The following is a 24,192-nucleotide window of genomic DNA, read 5'->3' as shown; positions in this document are numbered from 1 at the left end:
CGTAAATCTTTGACAAAGACCGGATTTTTGCATGGAATAGAGACACCGTGCATTCCGTTCCGAGGAAGTTCCCCGTCCCGGTTGCTGCTGTGCTTTGCCTGGCCGCGATCACGTTGAGCGTGCTCGTGAGCGCCCAGGTCCCCTCCTTTGCCGAACCGACACAGCCCGCCTCGGGGTCCTCGACCAGTGCGCCGTCCAGCCCCGATCCATCGTTGCGGCCCACCATCTCGGCACCCGCCGCCGGCGACGTCATCGGCCGAGCCAGCACCACGGTCCGCGGCACCGCTGCGCCCGGCGCCTCGCTGACGGTGCTGGCCGACGGGAAATCGGTCTGTACCACCAACGCCGGTACCGACGGCACCTACTCCTGCCAGATCTCGGGCCTGACCACCTCCCCCTCGGTGACCCTGGTCACCCGCGATAACGGGGCCGCCCCCGGAGCACCCGACTCCGTCTCGGTGGTGTTTGCGGTGGTCACCCCACCCACCATTTCCGGCGATGCGGGCTCGGCCAAGGTGGGACTGGTGCAGGGCACCGGCTATCCGGGCGCAACCGTCAAGCTCACCGTCACCGGGGTGGGGGCCTGGGATGTGCAGGTGGCCCAGTCCGGGCGCTGGGCGCAGTCACTCCCCCTGCAACTTCACGGCACCTATTCGATGAGCGCGACCCAGCGCACCTCCTTTAGCGGAACAACCTCCTCGGATCCGAGTCCCACGGTCTCGCTGGCGGTGGACACCACGCCGCCGCCCGCACCCACGATTACCGCGCCCGCGGCGGGCAGCGCGCTCACCTCGCGGACCACGTTTGCCGGCGGCGGGGAAACCGGCGCGACGGTCACCGTCTACGCGGTTCCCGATTCCGGCGGGGACGCGGTGCTCTGTTCGGCCCCGGTCACGGCGAGCCGCTGGAGCTGCGCGGCCGAGGTCCCCTCGAGTGGACCCGCGACCCTGATCGCCTATCAAACCGACGCCTCGGGAAACCCGGGCGATACCAGCACCCCGATCCGGATCGTGTTTGGAGCAAACCCCGGCGGAACCATTCCCCCGCCGCCGCCCGCTCCGGGTACCGGACAGGGGCCCGGACAAGGCCAGGGCAACACCCCGGTTCCGGGCCACTCGGCGACCCCGCATCCCACCCCCACCCCGAGCGCCCCGCCCAGCTCCTCCGCTCCCGCGCAGCCGCCCACCGGTGGCGGCGAGGCGGGTCCGGCGGTCCCGACACGCCCCTGGGATTGGGACGCCCGCTCGGCCTTTACCCACGCGGTGGCACCGGTGCTCGGGCCCACGGCCGCCTCGGGCTGGCTTGGCGCGTTCCTCCTCGCGCTGGCGGTGATCGCGCTGGTCCTCATCCCCGCCCGCTTCCTTGCCGGCGGCTTCCGCTCCCGGGGGCCGCTGCGATTCACCGGGCGAAATCGTGAGCGTCCGGCACCCGAGGATCCCGAGGGCGCACTCTCGGTGCGCCATCCGATCATCGCCGGGGCCGCCCTGGTTCTGGTGCTGGGACTCGTGGTGGTGTTCGCGATGCCGCTGCGCCAGGATGCCGCCCAGCTGCGCCTGTTTGGTGCCGCGGTGATCGCGCTGATCTTCGTAAACACGGCCGCCTCGATCCTCCCCGTGCTGCTGAGCACCCGCCGTTTCGGCGGCACCGCCACGGTGACCGTCGCGCCACGCTACCTGGGCGCGGCCGTCGCCGCCTCGGTGGTGTCTCGGATGCTGGGGATGGAGCCCGCGCTGGTCTTCGGCATCGCGTTCGCCGTGACCCTGGTCCCCGAGGCCGCCCGGGCCCAGCGCGCCGGGGCCGCGGCGCTGCGCGTGTTCAGCGTGTTTGGGTTGGGGGTTGCCGGATGGATCGCGTCCAGCCTGTTGGGCTCGCCCACCGGAATCGCCGGGTCCTTCCTCGCCGAGGTTGCCAACGTGACCGCGATGGCGGGTATCGGTTCGGCGGCAATCCTGCTCATTCCGCTGGGCCAAACCAGCGGCCGCGCGATCCTGGCCCTCGGCCCCTGGCGCTGGCTCGCCTCCGCCCTGCCCGTCTACACCACCCTGTTTGCGCTGCTGTGGCCGGCGTTTGGCCACCTGCACTCCCCCGATATCATCCCGGCCGCGCTCATCCTGGGTCTGCTGTTTGGGGGGATCGGACTCGGCGCGTACCTGTGGCGCACCTCGCTGCGCACTCTCTTTATCTCCTCCCGCTAGGCCCGCCTGAACCCCGAGGTCGGTGGCTCGGTCCAGAATAGGGGTATGCCCCTCGTTCTCACCGGTTCCCCGCACGGCCTCACAGTGCTGCGCGAGGTGGACGAGGCGGGTACCGTGCTGTCCGAGCCGGTGGAACTGCGCGGAACCGAGAACATCCTCCGGGCCATCGGCGAGGCCGAGGCCAGCCACCCGCGCTGGGTATGGTCGGGCACCAACGACTGGTATCCGTGGCTGTTGGAACACAACCTGCACATCGAACGCTGCGTGGATTTGCGGCTGGGTCACGCGCTGCTCCGCCTCACCTCGGCCCTGCCCGCGGGCGAGTATCCCAGCGCCCCGGACAGCCCGTGGCGACACGAACCCTTCCCCAGCGGCGCGCCGGTCGAGCAGGGTCTGACCCTGTTTGACGAGGTGGACCGCGCGGACACCGTGAGCGCCGACGAGGTGCTGGCCGAGTTTGCCCGTCAGCGCGCGGCCGTCGTCCGCGCCGCCGAGCGAGATCCGATCGCCGGCGGAAAGCTCCGTCTGCTGCTCGCAGCCGAGTCCTCGGGGGCATTGGTCGCCGCCGAAATCCACCACTTCGGGCTGCCCTGGAGCCGGGAGGAACACGATCGGATCCTGACCGAGGCCCTCGGCGAGCGTCCGCGGTTCGGCGGGCGGCCCGCCCACCTGGCCGCCCTCGCCGACACCATCCGGGAACTTCTCGACGCCCCCGAACTCAACCCTGATTCCCCACCCGAGCTGCTGCGGGCCCTCGCCCGGGCGGGCATCTCGGTGCCCAGCACCAGCAAGTGGGTGCTGCGGGACATCAAGCATCCGGTGGTGGAACCGCTGCTGCGCTATAAGTCGCTCTCGCGCCTGCTCAGCGCCAACGGCTGGGTGTGGCTCGACACCTGGGTGCCCGAGGATCGTTACCGTCCCGAATACGTGGTTGCCGGAACCGCAACCGGACGCTGGGCCACGAACGGCGGCGGGGCCATGCAGCTCCCCGCGCAGATCCGCGCGGCCGTCCGAGCCGATCCCGGACACCTACTGGTGGTCGCCGATGCCGCCCAGCTGGAGCCGCGGATCATCGCCGGCATGTCCCGCGACACCGCGATGGCCGCCGCGGGCGCCGGCAAAGACCTGTATCAGGGTCTCGCCGATGCGGGCGTGGTGCCGGGCCGAGCCGAGGCCAAGCTCGCGATGCTCGGGGCGCTCTACGGTGCCACCAGCGGCGAGAGTGGCGCGCTGATGCCCCGACTCAAGCGCGCCTTCCCGCAGGCCATCGCCGCCGTGGAAAACGCCGCACGCGAGGGCGAAAAGGGAAGATCGGTCTCCACCTGGCTGGGTCGCGGGGCGCCGCTGCCCGATGCCGGCTGGTTTGAGTTTCAGCGCACCGCGGGGCAGGTTGATGCCACCGACGCGATGCGTCGACGTGCGGGAACCCTGGCCCGGGACTGGGGCCGGTTCAGCCGCAACTTCATCGCCCAGGGCACGGCCGCCGAGTGGGCTCTGTGCTGGATGGCCGGGCTGCGCCAGCGGCTCGCCCGGCTCGGCACCCCGGGCGATCGTCCCCACCTGGTGTACTTCCTCCACGATGAGGTGGTTGTGCATGCCCCGGCGGATGTGGCGGACGAGACGTCCGCGGCCATTCGGGACGCCGCCGCCGAAGCCGGACGCCTGCTGTTTGGCACCTTCCCAATCGACTTCCCGCTCAGCGTGGCGATCGTCGAACGCTATTCTGAGGCCAAGTAACACAGCACCGGCCGGGCAGCGATGCCCGGCCGGTGTGGACGTGGACGGCCCGCGACCGGGAATGCCCGACCGGAGCCTAGTGGTGATGCCCGAAGCGCTTGCACCCTCCGAACATGCCCCCACGCTACGGAGCGTGTCTGAACGCCGGCTATGCCGTGGCTGAACAGCGCGTTAACGCACCCTCGCCCCCGCCTGGGAACGCACAAACGCCGGCACCTCGCGGCGCACCTCGGGCGAGGGCACGGTGCTGGTGTGATCGGCTCCGGGCAGCGCGAGCAGTCGCGCGGCGGGTAGGGCCGCCGCCAATGCACGCGCCGGCTCGATCGGAACGGTGCGGTCACGCTCCCCGTGCACGATCAGCGTGGGCATCGTGATCCGGGCCGGATCGGGGGCCACAAACTCCGCCGCATATCGGGTGTCGCTCTCGGTCCCGCGTATCCGCGGCGCATAGGGGAAGCTGGCGGCGGTGATGGTGCGCACCACTGCGCGCGCATCCCACCCGTCGGCATCGGGTCCGGGAATCCCCCGTGCCAGGAGGCGCTGGATCGGCCGCGTGGTGGCCGCACGCGCGATGCCGCGCCGGGTGAGCAGGAACCGGGCACCCGGCGGCATCGAGATATCCTGGGCCGCCACCAGGGCCTCGATCAGCACCAGCGCGCTGACCCGGTCGGGAAGGTTGGCGGCGGCCCAGAGCGCGGCCATGCCGCCCCCGGAGATGCCGGCCACGGCGGCCGTGTGCAGGTTGAGCGCATCCATCACCGGTCCCAGCAGCAGACCCTGCCGACGCGGCCCGGGGGCCAGTTCGAGCGGAGTACGAAGATAGCCGGGACGAGAGATCGCGATGACGCGCACACCGGTATCGGTCCCGATGGTTTCGGCGAGGGACAGTCCCTGGTCAAAACCACCCGGCGTCCCGTGCAGAACGATCAGCGGAACCCCGCTCCCGCGCTCGGCATATTCCACCGGGCCGGCCGAGGTTTCCAGGATGTGTGAGGACTGCGACGCGGACATGATTCTTCTTTTCCGGCGTCGATCCATGGCGCCACTCACGAAGAGCATAACCCCGTTATCCAGAACCCGCTGTGCGACAGCTGTGTAACGCCTATGCGGAAACCCGGGGGCGGATCATCCACACGTCGACCTCGTCCTCGTCGCTGAGCACAAATCCCAGCCGCGTATATAGTGCGGCGGCCCGGCTGCCCTGGAGCACGTTGAGGCGGAAGGGCTGCGTTCCGGACTCGGCCAGCACCGATTCCAAGACCCCGCGGCCGATTCCCCGGCCCTGCAGCTCGGTGGAGAGATAAAAGTGTTCGATCCAGACCCCGTCGGTTTCGGGGCGCACGGTGATCGAGCCCACCCCGCGCCCCTCAACCTCGATCACCCGGGTAAGTTCGGGGCGGAACGCGGCGGTAAACCGCTCGCGCACTCGCTGCGGATCAAATCGTCCAAGACGTTCCAGGTCGGGACGTAATACCTCGGCGCGCAGCTCGGCAATCCAGATCGAATCGGCCGGGGTACTCGCGCGCACGGTCCACTTCATAGCGATATGCTATCCGGTTCCGGGGCCCGATCTCACGCCCAACCGCCTGGCCCTGCACGCGCCTCTCGCGCAGATGACATAACTCGCACTATCGTTATCCTCGCCGCTCATTGGGGGCGGCAAGAATCGTTGAAAGGTTTCGTGTGTTCTCTCACCTCTCGCTCCTCCCCGCGGAAATCAACACCGACGTGCAGGACGGTCTGAACCAGATCACCACCACGACCGGTACCGGCGGATTCATCTTCTACGTCATCTCGGTCATCGGTCTGTGGGCCGTGTTCAGCAAGGCCGGACGCCCGGGCATCCTGGCCATCATCCCGATCGTGAACGTCATCATCACCCTCCGCATCGTCGGTCGCAGCGGATGGCTGGTGCTGCTGTACCTCATCCCGATCGTCAACATCGTGATGGCGATCATCGTGGCCTTCGATCTGGGGCGTAAGTTCGGCAAGGGCGGGGCGTTCTCGTTCTTCCTGCTGTTCCTGTTCCCCTTCATCGGCTACCTGGTCCTCGGTTTCGGCCAGGCGCGTTACAACCAGAACGCGTAACCACCAATTTCGTGAGGCCGGGGCCGAAGGGTCCCGGCCTCACGTCGCGTGTACCCTTCCTTCGTTCCTGATCGGTCGCATTTTCGACCGCTAATCAACCCAGAAAGTCACCCGATGTTTGTTGTTGCCCTGCTCCTTTTGGTGGTGGCTATCGTGGCCGCCATCGTCTTATTTGCCACCCCGAATCGTCGATCCCTGGCGCTGGGAGTGACCGGTATCGCCGGGGTCCTGGCCGTGGGCATGCTGTTTTTCACGTCGTTTTATACCAACGACGAGGGCCAGGCCAAGGTCATTCGCTCCTTCACCGGCGAGGTACAGGGGCAGGTCACCGAGGCCGGTGCCGGGTTCCATGCTCCCTGGCAGGACACCATCTCCTACGACATCCGCAATCAGCAGGTGGTTTTTGCCGGCACCGAGAACGATGAGGTGGACCTGCAGGGTTCCCAGGTGACGGTGCAGGACCGCGAGGGCGTCTCGGCGAATATCGACATCAGCGTGCGTTACTCGATCAAGCCCGATGCCGTGAGCGCGGTCTATAAGCAGTACGGCAGCCAGGAGAACTTCATCTCCAAGTTCATCGTCAACGATATCCGTGCCGGCATACGCACGGTCCCCACCGCCTATGGCACCCTGGATCTGCTGAACTCTCGCGCCAAGGTCGAGAAGGAAATCACCGACTATCTGGAGCAGCGCTGGACGTCCAAGGGTGTGCTGGTGGACTCGGTCTCGCTGCAGGAGATCCGCTATCCCGAGGATGTGCAGAAGCGCTTTGCCGATGCCCAAAACGCCCGCACCGAGGTGGAAAAGGCCAAGGCGGAGCTGGAGGCAACCGAGGTGTCGGCCAAGCAGAAGATCGTGCAGGCCGAGGCCGAGTCGGAGGCGAACCGCAAACTCGCCGAATCGCTGACCGACCCGGTGCTCAAGCAGCGCTACCTGGACACCCTCAAGGAACTCGGTAAGGGTGGCAACCTGGTGGTGGTCCCCGACGGCTTCAACGGTTTGGTGAACGTCAGCAAATAATTTGCTCGCCCCGAAAATCCCCCGCACCAACCGGTGCGGGGGATTTTTCTAGCGGTGTCCGCCGGCGGCCTTGATCAGCGCCGCGAGCTCTTCTGAGCCGCGATCCTCGGCGTTTTTCAGCGGGGTGTTGCCCTTCGAATCGCGCAGGTTCACATCCGCTCCACCGGCGATCAGCAGCTTCACGCTCTCCTGATGATCGGGCCCGTCGGTGCCCAGGAGCACCGCTTCCTGAAGCGCCGTCCAGCCCAGATTATTGATGTGGTCGGGGTCTACGCCCGCGTCGAGCAGCAGCCGGATGGTCTCCACGTGTCCGTGCTCCCCCGCCGGGATCAGCGCGGTGCCGCCGTAGCGGTTGGTGCTGGCAAGGTCGGCGCCGTTGGCCAGGGTGAGGGTGAGGATCTCGTTATATCCCTCGGCACCGGCATACAGATACGCGCTGTCCTGGATCCCGTCCGTGGCATTCACATCAGCCCCGGCCTCGATCAGGGCGCGCGCGGCGGCGATGCTGTTGGCCTTTGTTGCGGCGATCAGCGGCGTCTGGTTGCTGCCGTTGCGGGCCTCGATGGGGGCACCGGCGGCGAGCAGTCGCGTAATCTCGGCCGCATCGTCCCGAGCCACGGCGTCGAACAGGGCGGCGGCGGTCTCGGCATCCGCCGCGGAGCTTGCGTGGCTGGGGGTTTCGGGACCGCTAGAAGTGGGGGCTGCGGACCTGACTACGCAGCCAGTCAGGATCATCGCCGCGGCCAGACCGGCCCCCAGCACGGGCGCAACTCGGATGATACGGCGTGCTCGTGACATGTTCGCGATCCTCTCCTCACGGCGTCGGTCCGGTCTTCGGACCCTGATCCATATTCATATCAACTGAGATTGTTAAACCGCCGGTTAGCACAGCGGGCCCGGAGCTTGCCCCACAATGAATACCGGCAGCGAGCACGACGGCATGAGTCCGTCTCGATTACGCCCTAGCGGTTGCCTCGGTACCCGCCAAGGCCGTATTTCCTGTCGTGCAGGGCAATTGCGATAACGACCACGCCGAACACACACCCCATGCCGGCGAAGACGAGCGAGCCGATGTTGCTCGCGGCCAGACCGAACCAGATCAAACACGCGACAAAGCCAATCCAGGCAAACCCGGTCCACAGTCGCGGCGCCCCAAACGAGAATCGAACCCAACGCGGCAGATCATGCGAGTTTTTCATCAAAAACCTTTCATTCCCTGCCTGCGTAAATGGTCGGCCTCCCCCGCTTCCCGAGGCCCTCGGCTCACCACAGTAAACCACAAAGGACGCGCATGAGAAAGGGCCCGGGATCGTGATGATCCCGGGCCCTGATGGTACCCCCAGTCGGACTCGAACCGACACTGGAGCGATTTTAAGTCGCCTGTCTCTGCCATTGGACTATGGGGGCGTGATTGCTCATCAGTGTAGGGCAATCAGCGTGGCGGACGCATTCAGGGGATCCGATCCGTGGATCGAACCCCCTGAATGACGGCAACTACTTGGCTGCCGAAGCCTCGGCCTTTTCGGCCTTGGCCGGCTTTTCGGCCTTCTCTGCCTTGGCGGGCTTCTCAGCCGGAGCCTCGGGCGCAGCCTCAACCGGCGGCTTCGGACGGGAGGCGAACTCCTCGAACGCGCGACGCGGGGTCAGCGTGGCCGACAGGCCGACGATGTCGCGACCCAGCCACACGTTGTGCCACCAGCCCCAGATGACGCGCCACTTGCGCTCCCAGGTCGGCATGGCCAGACCGTGGTATCCGCGGTGAGCGCCCCAGGCGAGGAAGCCCTTCATCGAGAACTTGCCCGACTGGAACACACCGATGCCGATGCCGAGACCGGCGACCGCACCCATGTTCTTGTGGTTGTAATCCTTGGGCTTCTCGCCACGCAGAACCGCAACCAGGTTCTTGGCCAGCAGGCGGCCCTGACGCACGGCGTGCTGAGCGTTGGGCACGCACATGCCACCCACGCCGCCACCGGAGAGGTCCGGAACGGCGGTGACGTCACCGGCACCCCAGGCACCCTCGACCACGTTGTCCTCGGTACCGAGGCGCAGGTCGGGACGGGTGACCAGACGGCCACGGGCCTCGATCTCCAGGTCGGTGTTGCGGACGATCTGCGGGGTCGCCATCACGCCGGCGGTCCAGATGATCAGGTCCGACTCGAACTTGGTGCCGTCCGAGAGCTCGACGTTGCCGTCGACGCAGGAGGAGAACTGGGTCTCCAGGAAAACCTTGGCACCACGCTCGGCGAGGTTCTTCAGCACCCAGTGGCTGGTCTCCAGCGACACCTCGGGCATGATCCGCGGGGCGGCCTCAACCAGGTTGAAGTGCACGTCGTCGAAGGTCAGCTCGGTGTACTGCGAGAGCAGGTCCGAGGCGAAGCTGCGCAGCTCGGCGAAGACCTCGATACCGGCGAATCCACCACCGACGACGGTGACGGTCAGGAGGCGGTCGCGCTCCGGGCCGGCCGGCATCTGGGCCGCACGGTCAAAGTTGGTGAGCATGCGGTCGCGGATCGCGACGGCTTCCTCGATGGTCTTGAGGCCGATGGCCTCATCCGCGACACCCGGAATCGGGAAGGTGCGCGAGACGGCACCGGCGGTGATCACGATCTGGTCGTACTCGAACTCGTACGCCTCACCGATCGGCGGCTGAATGGTCGCCTTCTTCTCGGCGTGGTTGATGTAGGTGACCTTCGCGGTGACGATGTGGGTCTTCTTCAGGTGACGACGGTGAGCGACAACCGCGTGACGCGGGTCAATCGAACCGGACGCAACCTCGGGGAGGAACGGCTGGTAGGTCATATAGGGCAGCGGGTCGACCATGGTGACCTCTGCTTCCCCGGCCCGAAGGTGCTTTTCCAGCTTCCACGCGGTATAAAAACCCGCGTAGCCGCCGCCGACGATCAGAATTTTAGGCACTGTGAGATTTCTCCTGTAGCGAGGGGTGTTTGCAAATCGAGGCGTTCCGACACGGGAGCGTCCGAGGGGCTTGCGGCAGCAGCACTGGCACCAAGCAGATTCAACGATAGCACTGCCCCGGCGTTAACCCCGCGTTCACGCGGGAAACGGGCGGATGTGCAGGCGGTGAAACACTAATGTGCGGGCATCGAATGACCCGTGCCGACTCCCGCGGGGACACGCACAATCGCGCGTGTCCCAAAGGGTGTTATTCGGCGGCCGAGTAGTCCGGGCACTCGCAGACATCCGGCGACCAGGTGGCGCGCTCGAGTGCCAGGTCACCGATCGGGTTGACACCCGGTCCGGCGGCCAGCGCGTGACCGGCGAGGGCGTGCAGGCACTTCACGCGCACGGGCATGCCACCGGCGGAGATGCCGTGCACCTCGGGAATGTCCTCGATGCTGTAGCGGTCGGCGAGGAAGGCCTCATGCGCGGCCGCATAGCGGGTGCGCAGGTCTTCATCCTCGGCCAGCAGGTCGTTGAACTCGTTCATCACGTGCTCGGCCTCAAGCTGCGAGATCGAGGCGGTCGCGGCCGGGTGGCACAGGTAGTAGAAGGTGGGGAACGGGGTACCATCGCTCAGGCGCGGCTTGGTCGACACCACCGTGGGGGCCCCACACACGCAGCGTGCGGCAATTCCCACCACATCGCGTGCCGGACGGCCAAGCTGGGCCGAGACGATGGCAATGTCCTCGTCGGTTACCGGGTCAAAGGGCGGGGTGGTCATGCGTTTTTACTCCTACGGATTCTCGCTCTGATGCGGGGCACGCCTACTTTTGGGGCGTATTCCCCACCGCAACCTTACCCAGACCTGCGCTCAGGAACGAACCGAGCAGGTTTTCCGACCAGTTCGCGTCCCCGGTCTTGACCTTGTCACTGACCGGATCGGGTTCCTTCCCGGCCACCGCGGGATCGAGGTCGTTGCGCACCGTATAGGTGGTTTCCCCCGGGTTGACGTAGTACAGCCGGTCGCGCGCCTGGGTTTCGATATAGGTCTTGTCGTTCCAACGCTCACGCTCGGCCACCAGGTTCTTGACCGTGTGCTTATCGTCGGTCACCAGCTTCTGATAGATCGCGATCTGCTGACGCTGCTCGACGTAGGTTTTCAGGTTCGGGGCGATGATGACCACACCCAGCGCAATCACGCCGAGCATGATGGCGGCAAACCCGGACAGGCGCAGGCGCCGCATCCACCCGGCCTGGCTGCTGCTTCCGGTATCGGTCATGGCGGGCTTCCCTTCGCTGGTCAAGGAACGGGCCGTCTGCTGCCGACCCGGACATCAGGGACCCGGCCGCCAACACCGTTGACCACACCAGACCCGAGAAAACACGGACTCCCGGCCCCGCGCCCCCAGGGGGCCGGGACCGGGAGTACCGGTAGTACTGCGTTCAGCTTACGGGCGGATCATCCGGAACCCCGGATGACCCTCCCGCGTACCGCAAGCTTTCAGGAAGACCAACGGGCCCGCCTGAACGCGAACGACTGATGCCGAATTAGAACTTCAGGCGCGGGAAGGCCGAGGCACCGGCGTAAACGGCGGCCGACTCCAGCTCTTCCTCGATGCGCAGCAGCTGGTTGTACTTGGCAACGCGCTCCGAACGAGCCGGCGCACCGGTCTTGATCTGACCGGCGTTGGTGGCCACGGCCAGGTCGGCGATGGTGGTGTCCTCGGTCTCACCCGAACGGTGCGAGAGGATCGCGGTGTAACCGGCACGCTGAGCCATCGACACGGCGTCCAGGGTCTCGGTCAGGGTACCGATCTGGTTGACCTTGACCAGCAGCGAGTTGGCGTCGCCGCGCTCGATACCCTTGGCCAGGCGCTTGGGGTTGGTCACGAACAGGTCGTCACCGACGATCTGAACCTTCTTGCCGAGCTCGGCGGTCAGGATGGAGTAACCCTCCCAGTCGTCCTCGTCCAGCGGGTCCTCGATGGTGGCCATCGGGTAGTTGGCGACCAGGTCGGCGTAGTAGGCGGTCATCTCGGCGGCGGTGCGCGCCTTGCCCTCGAACTGGTAGGCACCCTCGCGGTAGAACTCGCTCGAGGCGACGTCCAGACCCAGGCTGATCTCCTTACCGGGGGTGAAGCCGGCCTTCTCGATTGCGGCGATCAGGAAGTCGAGTGCAGCACGGTTGCTGGCGAGGTCGGGGGCGAAGCCACCCTCGTCACCCAGGCCGGTGGCCAGGCCGCTGGACTTGAGCTCGCCCTTGAGGACGTGGTAGATCTCGGTGCCCCAGCGCAGTGCGTCGGAGAAGGTGGCGGCACCCTGGGGAACCAGGAAGAACTCCTGAATGTCGACCGAGGTGTCGGCGTGGGATCCACCGTTGATCACGTTCATCAGCGGAACGGGCAGCACGTGCGCGTTCGGGCCACCGAGGTAGCGGTAGAGCGGCAGGCCCGAGGCGTCGGCTGCGGCGCGCGCAACGGCGAGGCTCACACCCAGGATCGAGTTGGCGCCCACGCGCTTCTTGTTGTCGGTACCGTCAACCGCGATCAGGGCGGCGTCGATCACGCGCTGGTCATCGGCGGGCAGACCCTCGATGGCCGGGGCGAGCTCCTCGATCACGGCGTTGACGGCGTTCAGCACACCCTTACCGCCGTAGCGAGCCTTGTCGCCGTCACGAAGCTCATAGGCCTCGAAGGCGCCGGTGGAGGCGCCGGACGGCACCGCTGCGCGGGCGAAGGAACCGTCGTCCAGTCCAACCTCAACCTCAACGGTCGGGTTTCCGCGCGAGTCCAGAATCTCGCGAGCGTTCACGAATTCAACAAGTGCCACGATGTTTTCTCCTTGATCAGGGTGTGTACTGCTAGTTGTCAGTCTATCCGGCCTATTCGGCCGCGCCGAGCGGTTTAACGTCCAGATCGGACGCCCCGCTGGTCTCCGCCGTTACGGTCGCGTAGGCGGTGTAGCCCGCCTCCGCTGCCCGCTCCAGGACGGCCCGGAAGTTCTTTGCACGTTTGTCCAACCGCACCCGGGTGCCCGAGGCGGCCACCTCGTTTTTCAGCGCGATAAGCGCCGCGGGGTCCACGTTTCGGTCATAGATCAGCACGAGGGAATCCTCGGCGGATGCCGCGTCTGCCTCGATGAGGTCCACGATACGCTCGAAGCCGATCGAGAACCCGACCGCGGGCACCTCCTGTCCGAGGAAGCGGCCGATCATGCCGTCATAGCGACCGCCGCCGCCGAGGGCGTAACCGAAGTCGGCGTGCTCGATCTCGAAGATCGGACCGGTGTAGTAGCCCATGCCGCGCACCAGGAACGGGTCAAACACGAGCTCGCTGTCGGTCGAGGCACCGATTTGGGCCAGCTCGGCGATGACCTCGGGGGCCACGCCCGCGGGCAGGCGGGCGGCGATCGACTCGGCCGAGAACTCGGCGGTATCGGCGTGCTCGGTTTCCAGGAACGCGGCGAGGGCGTCGATGGCCGAGGCCGTCACACCGCGCTCGCGCAGCTCGGCGATCACGCCAGCGGCGGCGATCTTGTCGAGCTTATCGATGGTGATCAGCACGCCGGCGAACTCCTCGGCGGCAAAGCCGAAGGCCTCCAGCATGCCGGTGATCAGGCGGCGGTCGTTGATCCGCACGCGGGTGCCGGTGATGCCCAGCTCGCGCAGGACCTCGGTGGTCGCGCCGATCAGCTCGATCTCGGCCAGGATGCCGGCCTCGCCGATGATGTCGATGTCCGACTGGACAAACTGGCGGTAGCGGCCCTTCTGTGGACGCTCGGCGCGCCAGACCGGGGCGATCTGCACCGAGCGGAAGACGCTGGGCAGCTCGGCTCGGTGGGTCGCGTAGTAGCGAGCCAGCGGGACGGTGAGGTCAAAGCGCAGGCCCAGGTCGGTCAGGCTGGCCAGGTCGTCGGTGTCGGCGGCGGCGCGCAGGTCCTCGGCACCGAGGCCGCGCTTGAGGACGTTGAACGAGATCTTCTCGTTGTCGCCGCCCAGGCCGGAATGCAGGCGGTCGTAGTTTTCCAGCACCGGGGTTTCGATCTCATCGAACCCAAAACGACGGTACACCCGGCGGATCACGGAGAACGCGTACTCACGACGCGCCTTCTCGGCGGGGAGGAAATCGCGCATGCCGCGCGCTGCACTAACTGTTGCCATGCTCCCATTTTGGCATGTTCGGGCGGACCGGCGGATTCCGGCGCACGCCCGTTCATCCGGGCTTCACCCGTCGGGCGCGCTTCACGGGGCGCGGGGCCGACCCGGCATCCGGGTCGGCGGCGCATCGTCAGGCTTAGTGGCTAGGCGCGCTCGGCCCGGCGGGTCGCGGCGGTGCGCAGCGCGGACTCGGCATCCAGGCCCCGGGCCTGAGCCTCGGCGGCGATCCTAAAGAGGTAGTCGCCCAGGCTCTGCTCATCGGTGAATACCTCGGCAGGCAGGGTCGCGCTCGGGTCGGCAGGCAGGGTGTCGCTCAGCCCGGAAGTCAGGGTGTCGCTAGCCTCGGCAGGCTGGGTCTCGCTCGGTTCGGTGCTCACCCCGGCCCGGGCGATCCGCGCGGCCACCTTCTGGGCCCGGGCGAGGGCCGGCAGCGTCGGGGCAATCCCGTCCAGGATCCCCGTCCGCTCGGACTTCTCGGCGGCCTTGGCCGCACCCCACACCCGCAGGACCTCGTCCACATCGGCGGCGCCCTCGGGCCCAAACACGTGGGGATGACGCCGCACCATCTTCTCCCGGGCATCACGCACCACATCCGCCAGGTCAAAGCCCGCATCCGGGTCCCCGGCGGCGATCTCGGCGTGGAACACAATCTGCAGCAGCAGATCCCCCAGTTCCTCGCGCACGTGCACCGGATCGGCCTCATCGAGGGCCTCCAGCAGCTCGTGGGTCTCCTCAAGCAGATAGCGGCGCAGGCCCGCGTGGGTCATCGCCTCGGTCCACACGCAGGTGAGCCGGGTCTCGTGCATCGCGGCGGCATAGGCCGACAGCTCGGCCCCGACCTCGGCGTACGCGGCGGTGCCGGGAAACTCGGCGGCGGGGACAACCGCCAGGTTGGCAACCCGATCGGCGGGGTTCTGGGGAGTGGGCATCGTATCCTCCGGCTCGGGACGCGGAATCCCAGCCTACAAGGCGGTCAACTGATATTCTGGGGGTGGAGTGCCGGGAAGTCTGGTCGGCCCGGGGATCCCAACGGATCACGGTTACTATCCGGCGCGCATGCGCCCAACACGATCGGACAGCATGATTCTTTCCCACGTCAAACCCGCACTGCGCAGCGAGCGCACGGGGGCACTCCTCCTGCTCGGGGCGGCCCTCGCCGGGATCATCCTGGCCAACTCCCCGCTGGGGGCCGGGCTTCTTGATCTGCAGCACACCGAGGTGGGGGTGGGGGCGCTGACCCTCAGCATCGGGCACTGGATCAGCGACGGCCTGCTGGCAATCTTCTTCCTGGTTGTCGCCATCGACCTGCGCCACGAACTCACCGCCGGACAGCTGAACTCCTGGCAGCGCGCGCTGCACCCGGCCATCGCCGCGGTGGGCGGCGTGGTGGTGCCCGCCCTGGTCTACCTGCTGATTGCCGCGCCCGCCGGGCAGCCCGGCGGCTGGCCGATCCCCACCGCGACCGACATCGCGTTTGCGCTGGGTGTGCTGGCCATGTTTGGGCGCGGCCTGCCCCCGCGAATCCGGGTCTTCCTGCTGGCCCTGGCGGTGCTGGATGACCTGATCGCGATCCTGATCATCGCGATCTTCTTCGGCGGCAGCCCCGACCTGCTCGCCCTCGCCGGCGCTGTCATCGTGCTGGTGGTCGCCGCGATTGTGGCCCGCGCGCTGGGCCGCGCCACCTCCGCCGAGTCCCGCATCATGCTGGGCATCCTGCTGGTGATTCTGGGGATCGCCACCTGGGTCCTCACCCAGCTTTCGGGCGTGCACGCGACCCTGGCCGGCGTGGCCTTCGGACTGATCCTGCCCGCTGGCGTGGGCCATAAACTGGGTCACCAGCTGGAGCCGTGGAGCGCGGGACTGGTACTGCCGATCTTTGCCTTCTCGGCCACCCTGGTCGTCATCCCCCACGTGCCGCTCGGTGAGCTCTCCGCTCCCTTCTGGGGCATCCTGGCCGCGCTGCCGATCGGCAAGCTGATCGGAATCACGCTCGGCGGCCTGCTCGGTGCCTGGCTGCTGAGCCGCAGCGGCTCGTCCGCAACAACCGAGCGGATGCGCACCCACGAGATCATCGCGGTGGGCCTGCTCGGCGGCATCGGGTTCACGGTCTCCCTGCTGATGACCACGCTCGCCTTCGAAAACGACCTCGCCCTCTCCGACCAGGGCATCCTGGCGGTCCTGCTGGGCTCGGTGGTCTCGGCGATCGCCGCAGCCATCGCACTGACCGTAATGCGTCGCCGGGCATTGGTTGTTGCGAGCTAGTGCGTCCCACGACCCGAGGGCCCCAGGTTTTCGGAGCCCTCGGGGCTAGCGGGTGAGTTCAAACCTGATCAGCACCGAGCGATGCAGGGCAAACGTCTCCGTTGCCGTATACCCCGCGCGCTGCAATTCCAACACGTACGCGTCGCTGGCCCCCTGGTCCGTGGTGAAACGGTCTCCCGCACGCACCAACCACACGGTGCTGGCACCGTTTAGACGCTGAACGGTCTCATCGATGGAGTAGGCCTTGTCCCAGAGGCCGTCGGTCTGATCGAACCGGGTCTTCAGCCCCACGTCCTTGAGCCCCTCGAAGGCCTCGGGATAGAGGTACTTGGCCAGGCGCGGCTTTTTGGCGTTGATCGCGGTCTGATCAAAGATGATCGACTCCCCCGGCCTTGCGTGGGCGGCCACGGTCTCCGAGAGTGTGTTCCAGTCCACCCCGCCGTTGCGCGGATACGGCGTGCGCTGGCCGAGGTAGGTGGGCAGCGAGCCGAGCATCACGGCGATCACCAGGATCGGAATCAGCCAGCGGGCGCGCAGCAACCGGGTCACCGCGACCAGGCCCACCGCCATCAGCAGCGCGATCGCCGGCGCGGTGAAGGCGAGATAGCGCGGGGAGTACAGCGGGGTCACCGCGGTGCCCAGAGCCAGCAGCACCGAGGGCACCACGAGCCAGGGAATCGCCACGGTCAGCACACCGGGCAGGGCGGGATCCTCGGGACGGTAGAGAGCACGCAGACGCACACTCCAGGAGGCATCGGATCCGCGGCGCACCCGGGCAATGATCGCGAGAACCAGGCCGACCACAATCAGGCCCCAGCCGATCAGCGCGGGCAGCTGCTGCGAGAACCACGGGGTTTCAAACAGCGCCGACATCGTCAGCCCATCACGCGAGTGCAGGTAGGCCACCTGCTCGCGTTCGAGATACGCATAGATCAGCACCGGAACCGAGAGAATCCCACCCAGTGCGCTCCACACGGCGGCGCGCAGGACCGTCTGTCGTCCCGGGCGCATCATCAGCACGATGATCGCGAAGACCACCACAAACAGCACCGTGTAGATAAACACCACGCTGGACAGCGCAAACAGTGCGGCAAATCCCAGCCACGGCAGGACCCGGGTTTCGCGGCGCGCCACCAGGCGCACCAGCACAAATAGCAGCCAGATGACCAACAGCATCGTAAAGGCATAGGCGCGGGTTTCGGTGCCGTAGTAGGTCACCCGGGGCACGGTGGCAAACAGCAGCGCCGCCACGATCCCCACCCCGCGTCCGGCCAGCAGCGTGGCAAAGCGCGCGAGCAGAATCGCCGCGCCGCCCACGGCCAGGGCCGAGGGCAGGCGTACCGAGAACGGGCTCGCCCCGAAGACGTCGATCCAGAGGTGCAGGAACGCGTAATACAGGCCGTGCACCGCATCCACGGTCCCGAGCATCGCCCAGAGCGATCCCCAGTCCCGCTGGGCCGACATGATGCTCGCGGCCTCGTCGCCCCACAGCGAGGGGATCCAGGAACCGGTCACCGAGATGGCGACCGCGATCACGCCCAGCAACAGCAGAATCGGCCAGGGCAGGGTGCGCCGGGCCGGCGTGGACAGGGTCGGGGCGGAGACGTTGTGATGCACCGACCCAGTAAACCACGAGGCACCCGAGAAACCGCCTAACGGGTGTTTGTCAGGCGGTTCGTCCCGCGTGTCCCGAGTCTTCCCGGGACACGCGGAACGCGTGCTACTCCTTGGTCGCCCGGGTGATCGGGAACAGCGCATCCAGCAGCGTGTAGACCCAGTCGATCAGGTCACCATCGGACAGGGCCTCGCCGTCGATCCGCGGCTGCGGCAGTACCAGGGCGTCGCCGCCGGCCAGCAGCTTGGCCTGCGGATACATCCGGCGCAGGCGCGCCTGCAACGAATCGGGCAGGTGCGCGGGGGCGATGCGGAGGTTCGGTCCCATCGTGATCACATCCGACAGACCCGAGGCCTGGGCCCGACGCCGCAGCTTGGAGACCGCGATCAGGTTGCGCACCTCGAGCGGCGGGGTCCCGTAGCGATCCTGCAGCTCCTCAACCACCAGGTCGATCCGATCCTCATCGGTGATCTTGGCCGAGGAGGCCGCGCTGGAGAGCTTCTGGTATGCCTCCAGACGCAGACGCTCGCTATCCACATAATCCTCGGGGATGTGGGCATCGATCGGCAGCTCGAGGCGCAGCTCGGTCGGACCGGTGGTGTCCTCGCCGCGGAACGTGTTGACGGCCTCGCCGATCATCCGCAGATAGAGGTCAAACCCGACTCCGGCGATGTGCCCGGCCTGCTCGCCACCGAGCATGTTTCCGGCACCGCGGATCTCCAGGTCCTTGAGCGCGACCTGCATGCCCGAACCCAGCTCGTTATTCGCGGCGATCGTGGAGAGCCGGTCGTGCGCGGTCTCGGACAGGGGCTTGGCCGGATCGTAGAGGAAGTACGCGTAGGCCCGCTCGCGCCCACGCCCCACCCGTCCACGCAGCTGATGCAGCTGGCTCAGGCCGTACTTATCGGCGCGGTCGATGATGATCGTGTTGGCGTTGGAGATATCCAGGCCGGTTTCGATGATCGTGGTACACACCAGAACGTCAAACTTCCGCTCCCAGAAGTCCACCACCACCTGCTCCAGCTGATGCTCGGAGAGCTTGCCGTGCGCGACCGCGATCCGTGCCTCGGGCACCAGCTCGGCCAGGTGAGAGGCCACCCGGCTGATGCTCTGCACCCGGTTGTGAACAAAGAAGATCTGACCCTCACGCAGCAGCTCGCGCCGAATCGAGGCGGCGACCTGCTTATCGTTATGGGGACCCACAAAGCTCAGCACCGGCTGACGCTCCTCGGGCGGGGTGGCCAGGGTCGACATCTCGCGGATGCCGGTCACCGCCATCTCCAGGGTGCGCGGGATCGGGGTCGCGCTCATCGCCAGGATGTCGACGTTGGTCTTGAGCTTTTTCAGCTTGTCCTTGTGCTCGACACCGAAGCGCTGCTCCTCGTCGATGATGACCAAGCCGAGGTCCTTGAAGAGCACGTTGTCGGTGAGCAGGCGGTGGGTCCCGATCACGATATCCACGGTCCCGGACTCGAGCCCGGCGATGATCTCCTTGGCCTCCTTGGCGGTTTGGAAACGGCTGAGCGCGCGCAGGTGGATCGGGAAACCCGCATAGCGCTCGGCAAAGGTCTCGAAGTGCTGCTTCACCAGCAGCGTGGTGGGCACCAGCACCGCGACCTGCTTGCCGTCCTGAATCGCCTTGAACGCCGCGCGCACGGCAACCTCGGTCTTACCGAAGCCCACGTCGCCGGAGAGCAGGCGGTCCATCGGGATCGGCTTTTCCATATCGGACTTGACCTCGCTGATGGTGGTCAGCTGGTCGGGGGTCTCGGGATAGGGGAATGCCTCCTCCAGCTCACGCTGCCAGGGAGTGTCGGGTCCAAACGCGTGGCCCACGCTGTTCATCCGAGCCGAGTAGAGCTTCACCAGCTCCACCGCGATATCCCGCACGGCCTTGCGCGCCTTGGACTTAGCCTGGGACCAGTCCGAACCGCCCATCTTGGACAGCTGCGGGGCCTCGCCTCCCACGTAGCGCGAGAGCAGGTCGAGCTGATCGGTGGGCACCAGGAGCTTATCGCCGGGGTAGCCGCGCTTATTCGGGGCGTACTCCAGCACCAGGTACTCGCGCAGCGACTTGATCGGGTTGCGTCCACCGGTCGAGACCGTGCGCTGGGTCATCTCCACGAAGCGTCCGATGCCGTGGGTCTGGTGCACCACGTGGTCGCCGGGGTTGAGCTGGAGCGGATCCACCACGTTGCGCCTGCGCGAGGCCAGCTTCTTGACCGCGCGGGAGTCGTAGCCCACCGCGCGACCGTAAAACTCGGCCTCGCTGATCAGACCCAGGTTGATCTCGGTCATCTCGAAGCCGTGGTCGAGGCTCGCCTGGACCAGGAACGCGACTCCGGTTTCCAGCTCGGCGGGTAGCTCGGTGACGATGCGGGCGGCAAGACCGGCCTCGCTCAGGACGTCGCGGGCCCGCTCCAGGAGACCCTGTCCGCCGGCGGTCACCACGACCGACCAGCCCGCGCGCAGGCGCTCACCCACGTGGGCGATCGCCCCCTCGACGTTTCCGGCGAAGCTCGGTACGGCGTCGGCCTCGACCCGCACCTCGAGCATCGCATCGATGTCGATATCGCCACCCGCGGGACCCTGCTGGAAGGAGCTGAACGTCCACCACGGGTGATCGGTATTGGGTTCGCCGGGACGGGAGTACTTGAGCGAGTCGCGCAGGGCACCCAGGGTGATGAACTCTCCCCCGCCCAGATCGATCGGTGCCCCGGCCCCCGCGGTGGCCGCGCTCCAGGCGGCGGCCAGGAACTCGCGGTTGGTTTCGGCCAGGCTGATCGCCCGCGTGGTGACGCGCTCGGGCGAGGCCACCGCGACCGCGGTTCCCGCCGGGAGGTAGTGGCCCACGTTGACCAGGCGTTCCAGCAGGGCCGGGGCCAGTGACTCCATGCCCTCGACCGGAATACCCTCACCGATCTTTTCCAGCATGCCCGAGATACCGGGGAACTCATGCTGCATCTCGCGGGCGCGCTGGCGCACCGGGGCGGTCAGCAGCAGCTCGCGGGCCGGTGCCAGTTCGATCCCCGGCAGGTCCTCCTCCTGGGAGCGCTGATCGGCCACCGAGAAGCGGCGGATCTGCTCGACCTCGTCGCCGAAGAAGTCGACCCGGAAGGGATGGTCGGCCGTGGGCGGGAAGACGTCCAGGATGCCTCCACGCAGGGCAAACTCCCCGCGCCGGGCTACCAGGTCCACCCGCACATAGGCGGCCTCAACCAGCCGGGCGGCCAGCTCCTGGAGGTCGTGGCCACGCGCACCGGCGACCAGCGAGATGGGCGCGGCGTCGGCGAGGTTTTCGGCCAGGGGCTGGAGGGCCGCACGCACCGAGGCCACCACGATCAGCGTGCGCTCACCATCCCAGGTGCGCAGTGCCCGCAGGGCGGCCAGGCGACGGCCGACGATCTCGGTGGACGGGCTCAGCCGCTCATGCGGCAGCGTCTCCCAGGCCGGGAAATCGACGATGTCGCCGCCGGGCAGGAGCGCACGCAGGCCGGCGATCAGCGACTCCGAGTCGCGGCCGGTCGCGGTGATCGCCAGCACCACCGGCGGGGCACCCGCCTCGCGGCGGCGTTCGACCAGCCCGGCAATCAGCGGGGCGGTCAGGCCCTCGGCGACCGAGAAATCGGCATCGCGCGGGGCATAGTCCAGGGCAGCGGAAAACGAGGGCGCGCCAGAAAGCGCTGAAATCAGACCCGAAAGCATCACCGGGTAATTCTAGACGGCGCCGGTGACATCGGCATCCGCGCCCCCTCTGCCCTGAGCGAACCGCCGCGCAGAAACCGGCGTGAGCGGACCGGCGGACGCAGACCGGCGAGGGCGAATCGGCGCGAGCGGAAGACCTGGTGATTTTACACCCCCGGCTACTAGATAGCTCCTGCTATCTGGCGAAATCGCCCGAACTGAGCCCCCGCACGACGTGTTGCCAAACTCCGACCCGCGGGTTCCTCGATTCGCAGACATTGAACCCGGTTCCCCTTACCGAGTGGATAATTCGGCATTTTTTCACCGAATTGGACGAGGATCACGAGCCGAACATGCATGCATGAGTCGCCGAAAAAACCGTGCACTGAAATGCGACATATGATGATTCACAACGCGCCAGGTTCTGCCCGATGTGAGGATTCACACGGAATTATGGTGTGAGCATCCACCCGATCAGCGTCGATCACCCTCACGTCCCCCGGCGAAAGTTGAAACGCATGACCCTCTCGGCAACACTCGAAAACGCGACCGATCTGCCCCCGGTTATCACCGATTTTGTGGCATCGGCGGTGCTTCCCGACCCGGCTCCGCTGTTGGATCTGGTCACCGATGATGCCCGGATCACCGACCACAACGACGAGTACGTGGGCGGCGAGGCCCTGCTGCGCTGGGCTCGCCAGTTCACCGAACGCCGGGTGAGCGCCCAGCACTTCGGTGTCGAGCGTGACGCCCGCAGCATCACCCTGCTCTACCGCATCAACACCGACAACCCCGAGGGTCCCACCGTGCGCCGCTTCCGGTTTGTGCTGAGCGCCGCCGGCGACCGGGTCGCCAACCTCACGGTCACCGACTAACCCCCACCGTCCATCCCGCGGGTCGCATCACCGACCTCACCCCCGCGTGGACGAACCCCGGCCGCGCCGATCCGGGAACCCGGGTAGCATCACCGACCTCACCCCCTCATGGACGAACCCCGGTCCCGCCGATCCGGGAACGCGAAACGGCCTCCCTCTCACGAGGGAGGCCGTTTTGCGTGTGCCGAGGCGACCGGAGCCTAGCCGCGGCTGTGGAACTTCTGCTGCGCGGCGGTCAGCCCCTCGGTGGCCACCAGTTCGGCGGCGTCGGCGGCATCGGCGATCAGGATCGGGAGGGTCTCCCGCTCGGCCGAGGTAAACGGTGCCAGCACAAAGTCCGCCGGGTCCTGGCGCCCCACCGGACGCCCCACCCCGGTGCGCACCCGAATGAACTCGGGGGTTCCCAGCGCCGCGGCGATATCGCGCAGCCCGTTGTGGCCACCGTGCCCGCCGCCGATCTTCAGCTTGATGCTGTCGAAGGGGATGTCCATCTCGTCGTGGATGACGATGATCCGCTCGGGAGGAATCGAATAGAACGAGGCCAGGGCCGCGGTCTGCTTCCCCGAGACGTTCATGAAGCTGGTCAGGGTCGCCACGATGAGCTTGGGCCCGCCCGGGGCGAGGAAACCCTCCGCCACCAGGGCAGCGCTGCGGTGCCGCTTGAGCTGCTGGCCCAGACGACCGGCCAGCTCGGCAATCACCATCTGTCCGATGTTGTGCCGGGTGCGCTCATAGCGCGGGCCGGGGTTGCCGAGTCCGATCACCAGCCAGGTGTTTGCTGCAGCCATGTTCTGTGTCCGTGCTCCCAAAAAAATGTGCCACCAGCGGCGAGGTTGCGCCGAATCTGTCATGGGTCCAGGGTAGCGCGGGTTCCCTCGGCCAAAAAACGCGCCCCGCCCTCCACCAGGGAGAACGGGGCGCGAGACGTGTGCGCGAGAATTACTCGGCAGCAGCCTCGGTCTCTTCCTCGGCAGCGGCGGCCGGAGCGGCAGCAACCTGGACGATCAGCAGGTCTGCATCGTCAACGAGCTCGGCACCCTCGGGCAGAACGACGTCCTTGGCGTGGACGTGCTGTCCCTCCTCGGCACCGGCGATCGAAACCACAACGCTGGCGGGGATGTTGGTGGCGGCGACCAGCAGACGCAGGGTGTTGGTCTCGATGTTGGCCAGGGTGCCGGGTGCGGCGTCGCCCTCGACGTGAACGGGGATCTCGACCTCAACCTTTTCACCCTTCACAACAACCGCGAGGTCGATGTGCTCGATGATACGCAGAACCGGGTCCTTCTGAACCTCGCGCACGAGAACGAGCTCCTCGGTGCCCTCGATGTTCAGGTTGATCAGGGCGTTGGTGTGACGCACGATCAGGCCGGTGGCGTGGGTGGGCAGCGACACGTGCTTGGGCTCGGTGCCGTGACCGTAGATGACGGCGGGGATCTTGCCGGCGGCGCGCAGCTTGCGGGCGGCACCCTTACCGAAAGAGGTACGCAGTTCGGCGTCCAGGTTTACGCTGTTGTCAGCCATAATTACTCCTTGATGTGGCGGGCCTCGGGGACCCGGATGGTTTCAACTCGAACGCATATCAGCGTGAGGAAAAGCCGAGGCCTTGCCCACCGCGTCGATAACGGCTTATCCCGAAGGACAGCCCTCGCCGAAGTT

General features: G+C 67.0%; 20 protein-coding genes and 1 tRNA gene. 6 read left to right on the top strand and 15 right to left on the bottom strand.

Annotated features, from left to right (window positions below):
- Positions 1 to 47 precede the first annotated feature (47 nt).
- Together C7C57_RS04285 and C7C57_RS04280 are read left to right on the top strand one after the other, a co-directional pair.
- Entirely contained in the window at positions 48 to 2,195 is a 2,148-nt protein-coding gene (locus tag C7C57_RS04285; RefSeq protein ID WP_187977713.1) for a hypothetical protein, read from the top strand.
- 45 nt (positions 2,196 to 2,240) lie between these two features.
- Entirely contained in the window at positions 2,241 to 3,932 is a 1,692-nt protein-coding gene (locus C7C57_RS04280; RefSeq protein WP_187977712.1) for a bifunctional 3'-5' exonuclease/DNA polymerase, read from the top strand.
- 171 nt (positions 3,933 to 4,103) lie between these two features.
- On the opposite strand, the gene C7C57_RS04275 is transcribed toward C7C57_RS04280, so the two are convergent.
- Together C7C57_RS04275 and C7C57_RS04270 are read right to left on the bottom strand one after the other, a co-directional pair.
- Positions 4,104 to 4,943, bottom strand: coding sequence for an alpha/beta fold hydrolase (locus tag C7C57_RS04275; RefSeq protein WP_187977711.1), 840 nt, complete (start codon positions 4,941 to 4,943; stop codon positions 4,104 to 4,106).
- A 91-nt stretch (positions 4,944 to 5,034) separates the two neighbouring features.
- Complete coding sequence (locus C7C57_RS04270) at positions 5,035 to 5,472, bottom strand: GNAT family N-acetyltransferase (protein WP_187977710.1); 438 nt, start codon at positions 5,470 to 5,472, stop codon at positions 5,035 to 5,037.
- Positions 5,473 to 5,615: 143 nt separating this feature from the next.
- On the opposite strand from C7C57_RS04270, the gene C7C57_RS04265 reads away from it, so the two are divergent.
- Entirely contained in the window at positions 5,616 to 6,020 is a 405-nt protein-coding gene (locus C7C57_RS04265) for a DUF5684 domain-containing protein (protein ID WP_255505769.1), read from the top strand.
- Between the two features lie 114 nt (positions 6,021 to 6,134).
- On the top strand, positions 6,135 to 7,040 hold the full coding sequence (locus tag C7C57_RS04260; RefSeq protein WP_187977709.1) for a prohibitin family protein: 906 nt from the start codon (positions 6,135 to 6,137) through the stop codon (positions 7,038 to 7,040).
- Between the two features lie 48 nt (positions 7,041 to 7,088).
- Here the strand turns inward: C7C57_RS04260 and C7C57_RS04255 are convergent, their stop codons facing one another.
- The 9 genes from C7C57_RS04255 to C7C57_RS04215 form a co-directional block, all read right to left on the bottom strand.
- Positions 7,089 to 7,838: an ankyrin repeat domain-containing protein gene (locus tag C7C57_RS04255; protein ID WP_223144785.1), complete on the bottom strand. Its 750-nt coding sequence runs from the start codon at positions 7,836 to 7,838 to the stop codon at positions 7,089 to 7,091.
- Positions 7,839 to 8,002: 164 nt separating this feature from the next.
- Positions 8,003 to 8,239: a hypothetical protein gene (locus C7C57_RS04250; RefSeq protein WP_187977708.1), complete on the bottom strand. Its 237-nt coding sequence runs from the start codon at positions 8,237 to 8,239 to the stop codon at positions 8,003 to 8,005.
- Between the two features lie 132 nt (positions 8,240 to 8,371).
- Positions 8,372 to 8,447, bottom strand: a tRNA-Leu gene (locus C7C57_RS04245).
- A gap of 87 nt (positions 8,448 to 8,534) precedes the next feature.
- Positions 8,535 to 9,959 carry an NAD(P)/FAD-dependent oxidoreductase gene (locus C7C57_RS04240; RefSeq protein WP_187977707.1) on the bottom strand — a complete coding sequence of 475 codons (1,425 nt, stop codon included), beginning with the start codon at positions 9,957 to 9,959 and terminating at the stop codon, positions 8,535 to 8,537.
- Positions 9,960 to 10,206: 247 nt separating this feature from the next.
- The gene (locus tag C7C57_RS04235; RefSeq protein WP_187977706.1) at positions 10,207 to 10,725 is read right to left on the bottom strand and encodes a DUF501 domain-containing protein; all 519 of its coding nucleotides are present in this window, start codon (positions 10,723 to 10,725) and stop codon (positions 10,207 to 10,209) included.
- A gap of 43 nt (positions 10,726 to 10,768) precedes the next feature.
- Complete coding sequence (locus C7C57_RS04230) at positions 10,769 to 11,224, bottom strand: septum formation initiator family protein (protein ID WP_030148406.1); 456 nt, start codon at positions 11,222 to 11,224, stop codon at positions 10,769 to 10,771.
- A 268-nt stretch (positions 11,225 to 11,492) separates the two neighbouring features.
- The gene (gene eno, locus C7C57_RS04225; protein WP_030148405.1) at positions 11,493 to 12,773 is read right to left on the bottom strand and encodes a phosphopyruvate hydratase; all 1,281 of its coding nucleotides are present in this window, start codon (positions 12,771 to 12,773) and stop codon (positions 11,493 to 11,495) included.
- Positions 12,774 to 12,825: 52 nt separating this feature from the next.
- A complete protein-coding gene (hisS, locus tag C7C57_RS04220; protein ID WP_187977705.1) occupies positions 12,826 to 14,103 on the bottom strand; it encodes a histidine--tRNA ligase in 1,278 nt (425 codons plus the stop codon).
- Positions 14,104 to 14,243: 140 nt separating this feature from the next.
- Positions 14,244 to 15,029 carry a MazG nucleotide pyrophosphohydrolase domain-containing protein gene (locus C7C57_RS04215; RefSeq protein WP_255505768.1) on the bottom strand — a complete coding sequence of 262 codons (786 nt, stop codon included), beginning with the start codon at positions 15,027 to 15,029 and terminating at the stop codon, positions 14,244 to 14,246.
- A gap of 151 nt (positions 15,030 to 15,180) precedes the next feature.
- On the opposite strand from C7C57_RS04215, the gene C7C57_RS04210 reads away from it, so the two are divergent.
- Positions 15,181 to 16,362, top strand: coding sequence for a Na+/H+ antiporter NhaA (locus C7C57_RS04210; RefSeq protein WP_187977704.1), 1,182 nt, complete (start codon positions 15,181 to 15,183; stop codon positions 16,360 to 16,362).
- Between the two features lie 45 nt (positions 16,363 to 16,407).
- On the opposite strand, the gene C7C57_RS04205 is transcribed toward C7C57_RS04210, so the two are convergent.
- Together C7C57_RS04205 and mfd are read right to left on the bottom strand one after the other, a co-directional pair.
- A complete protein-coding gene (locus tag C7C57_RS04205; protein ID WP_187977703.1) occupies positions 16,408 to 17,979 on the bottom strand; it encodes a glycosyltransferase family 39 protein in 1,572 nt (523 codons plus the stop codon).
- A gap of 103 nt (positions 17,980 to 18,082) precedes the next feature.
- Complete coding sequence (mfd, locus tag C7C57_RS04200) at positions 18,083 to 21,685, bottom strand: transcription-repair coupling factor (RefSeq protein WP_187977702.1); 3,603 nt, start codon at positions 21,683 to 21,685, stop codon at positions 18,083 to 18,085.
- 494 nt (positions 21,686 to 22,179) lie between these two features.
- Between mfd and C7C57_RS04195 the strand changes: the two genes are divergently transcribed.
- The gene (locus tag C7C57_RS04195) at positions 22,180 to 22,536 is read left to right on the top strand and encodes a hypothetical protein (RefSeq protein WP_187977701.1); all 357 of its coding nucleotides are present in this window, start codon (positions 22,180 to 22,182) and stop codon (positions 22,534 to 22,536) included.
- 200 nt (positions 22,537 to 22,736) lie between these two features.
- On the opposite strand, the gene pth is transcribed toward C7C57_RS04195, so the two are convergent.
- Together pth and C7C57_RS04185 are read right to left on the bottom strand one after the other, a co-directional pair.
- The gene (pth, locus tag C7C57_RS04190) at positions 22,737 to 23,324 is read right to left on the bottom strand and encodes an aminoacyl-tRNA hydrolase (protein ID WP_030148398.1); all 588 of its coding nucleotides are present in this window, start codon (positions 23,322 to 23,324) and stop codon (positions 22,737 to 22,739) included.
- Between the two features lie 151 nt (positions 23,325 to 23,475).
- Entirely contained in the window at positions 23,476 to 24,057 is a 582-nt protein-coding gene (locus tag C7C57_RS04185; RefSeq protein WP_187977700.1) for a 50S ribosomal protein L25/general stress protein Ctc, read from the bottom strand.
- Between the last annotated feature and the right edge of the window lie 135 nt (positions 24,058 to 24,192).

The organism is Mycetocola sp. JXN-3, assembly GCF_014522285.1.
In the GTDB taxonomy this organism is placed as follows: domain Bacteria; phylum Actinomycetota; class Actinomycetes; order Actinomycetales; family Microbacteriaceae; genus Mycetocola; species Mycetocola saprophilus.
Note: the sequence above shows the minus strand (reverse complement) of the source record. Positions and strands in the feature narration are given on the sequence as shown.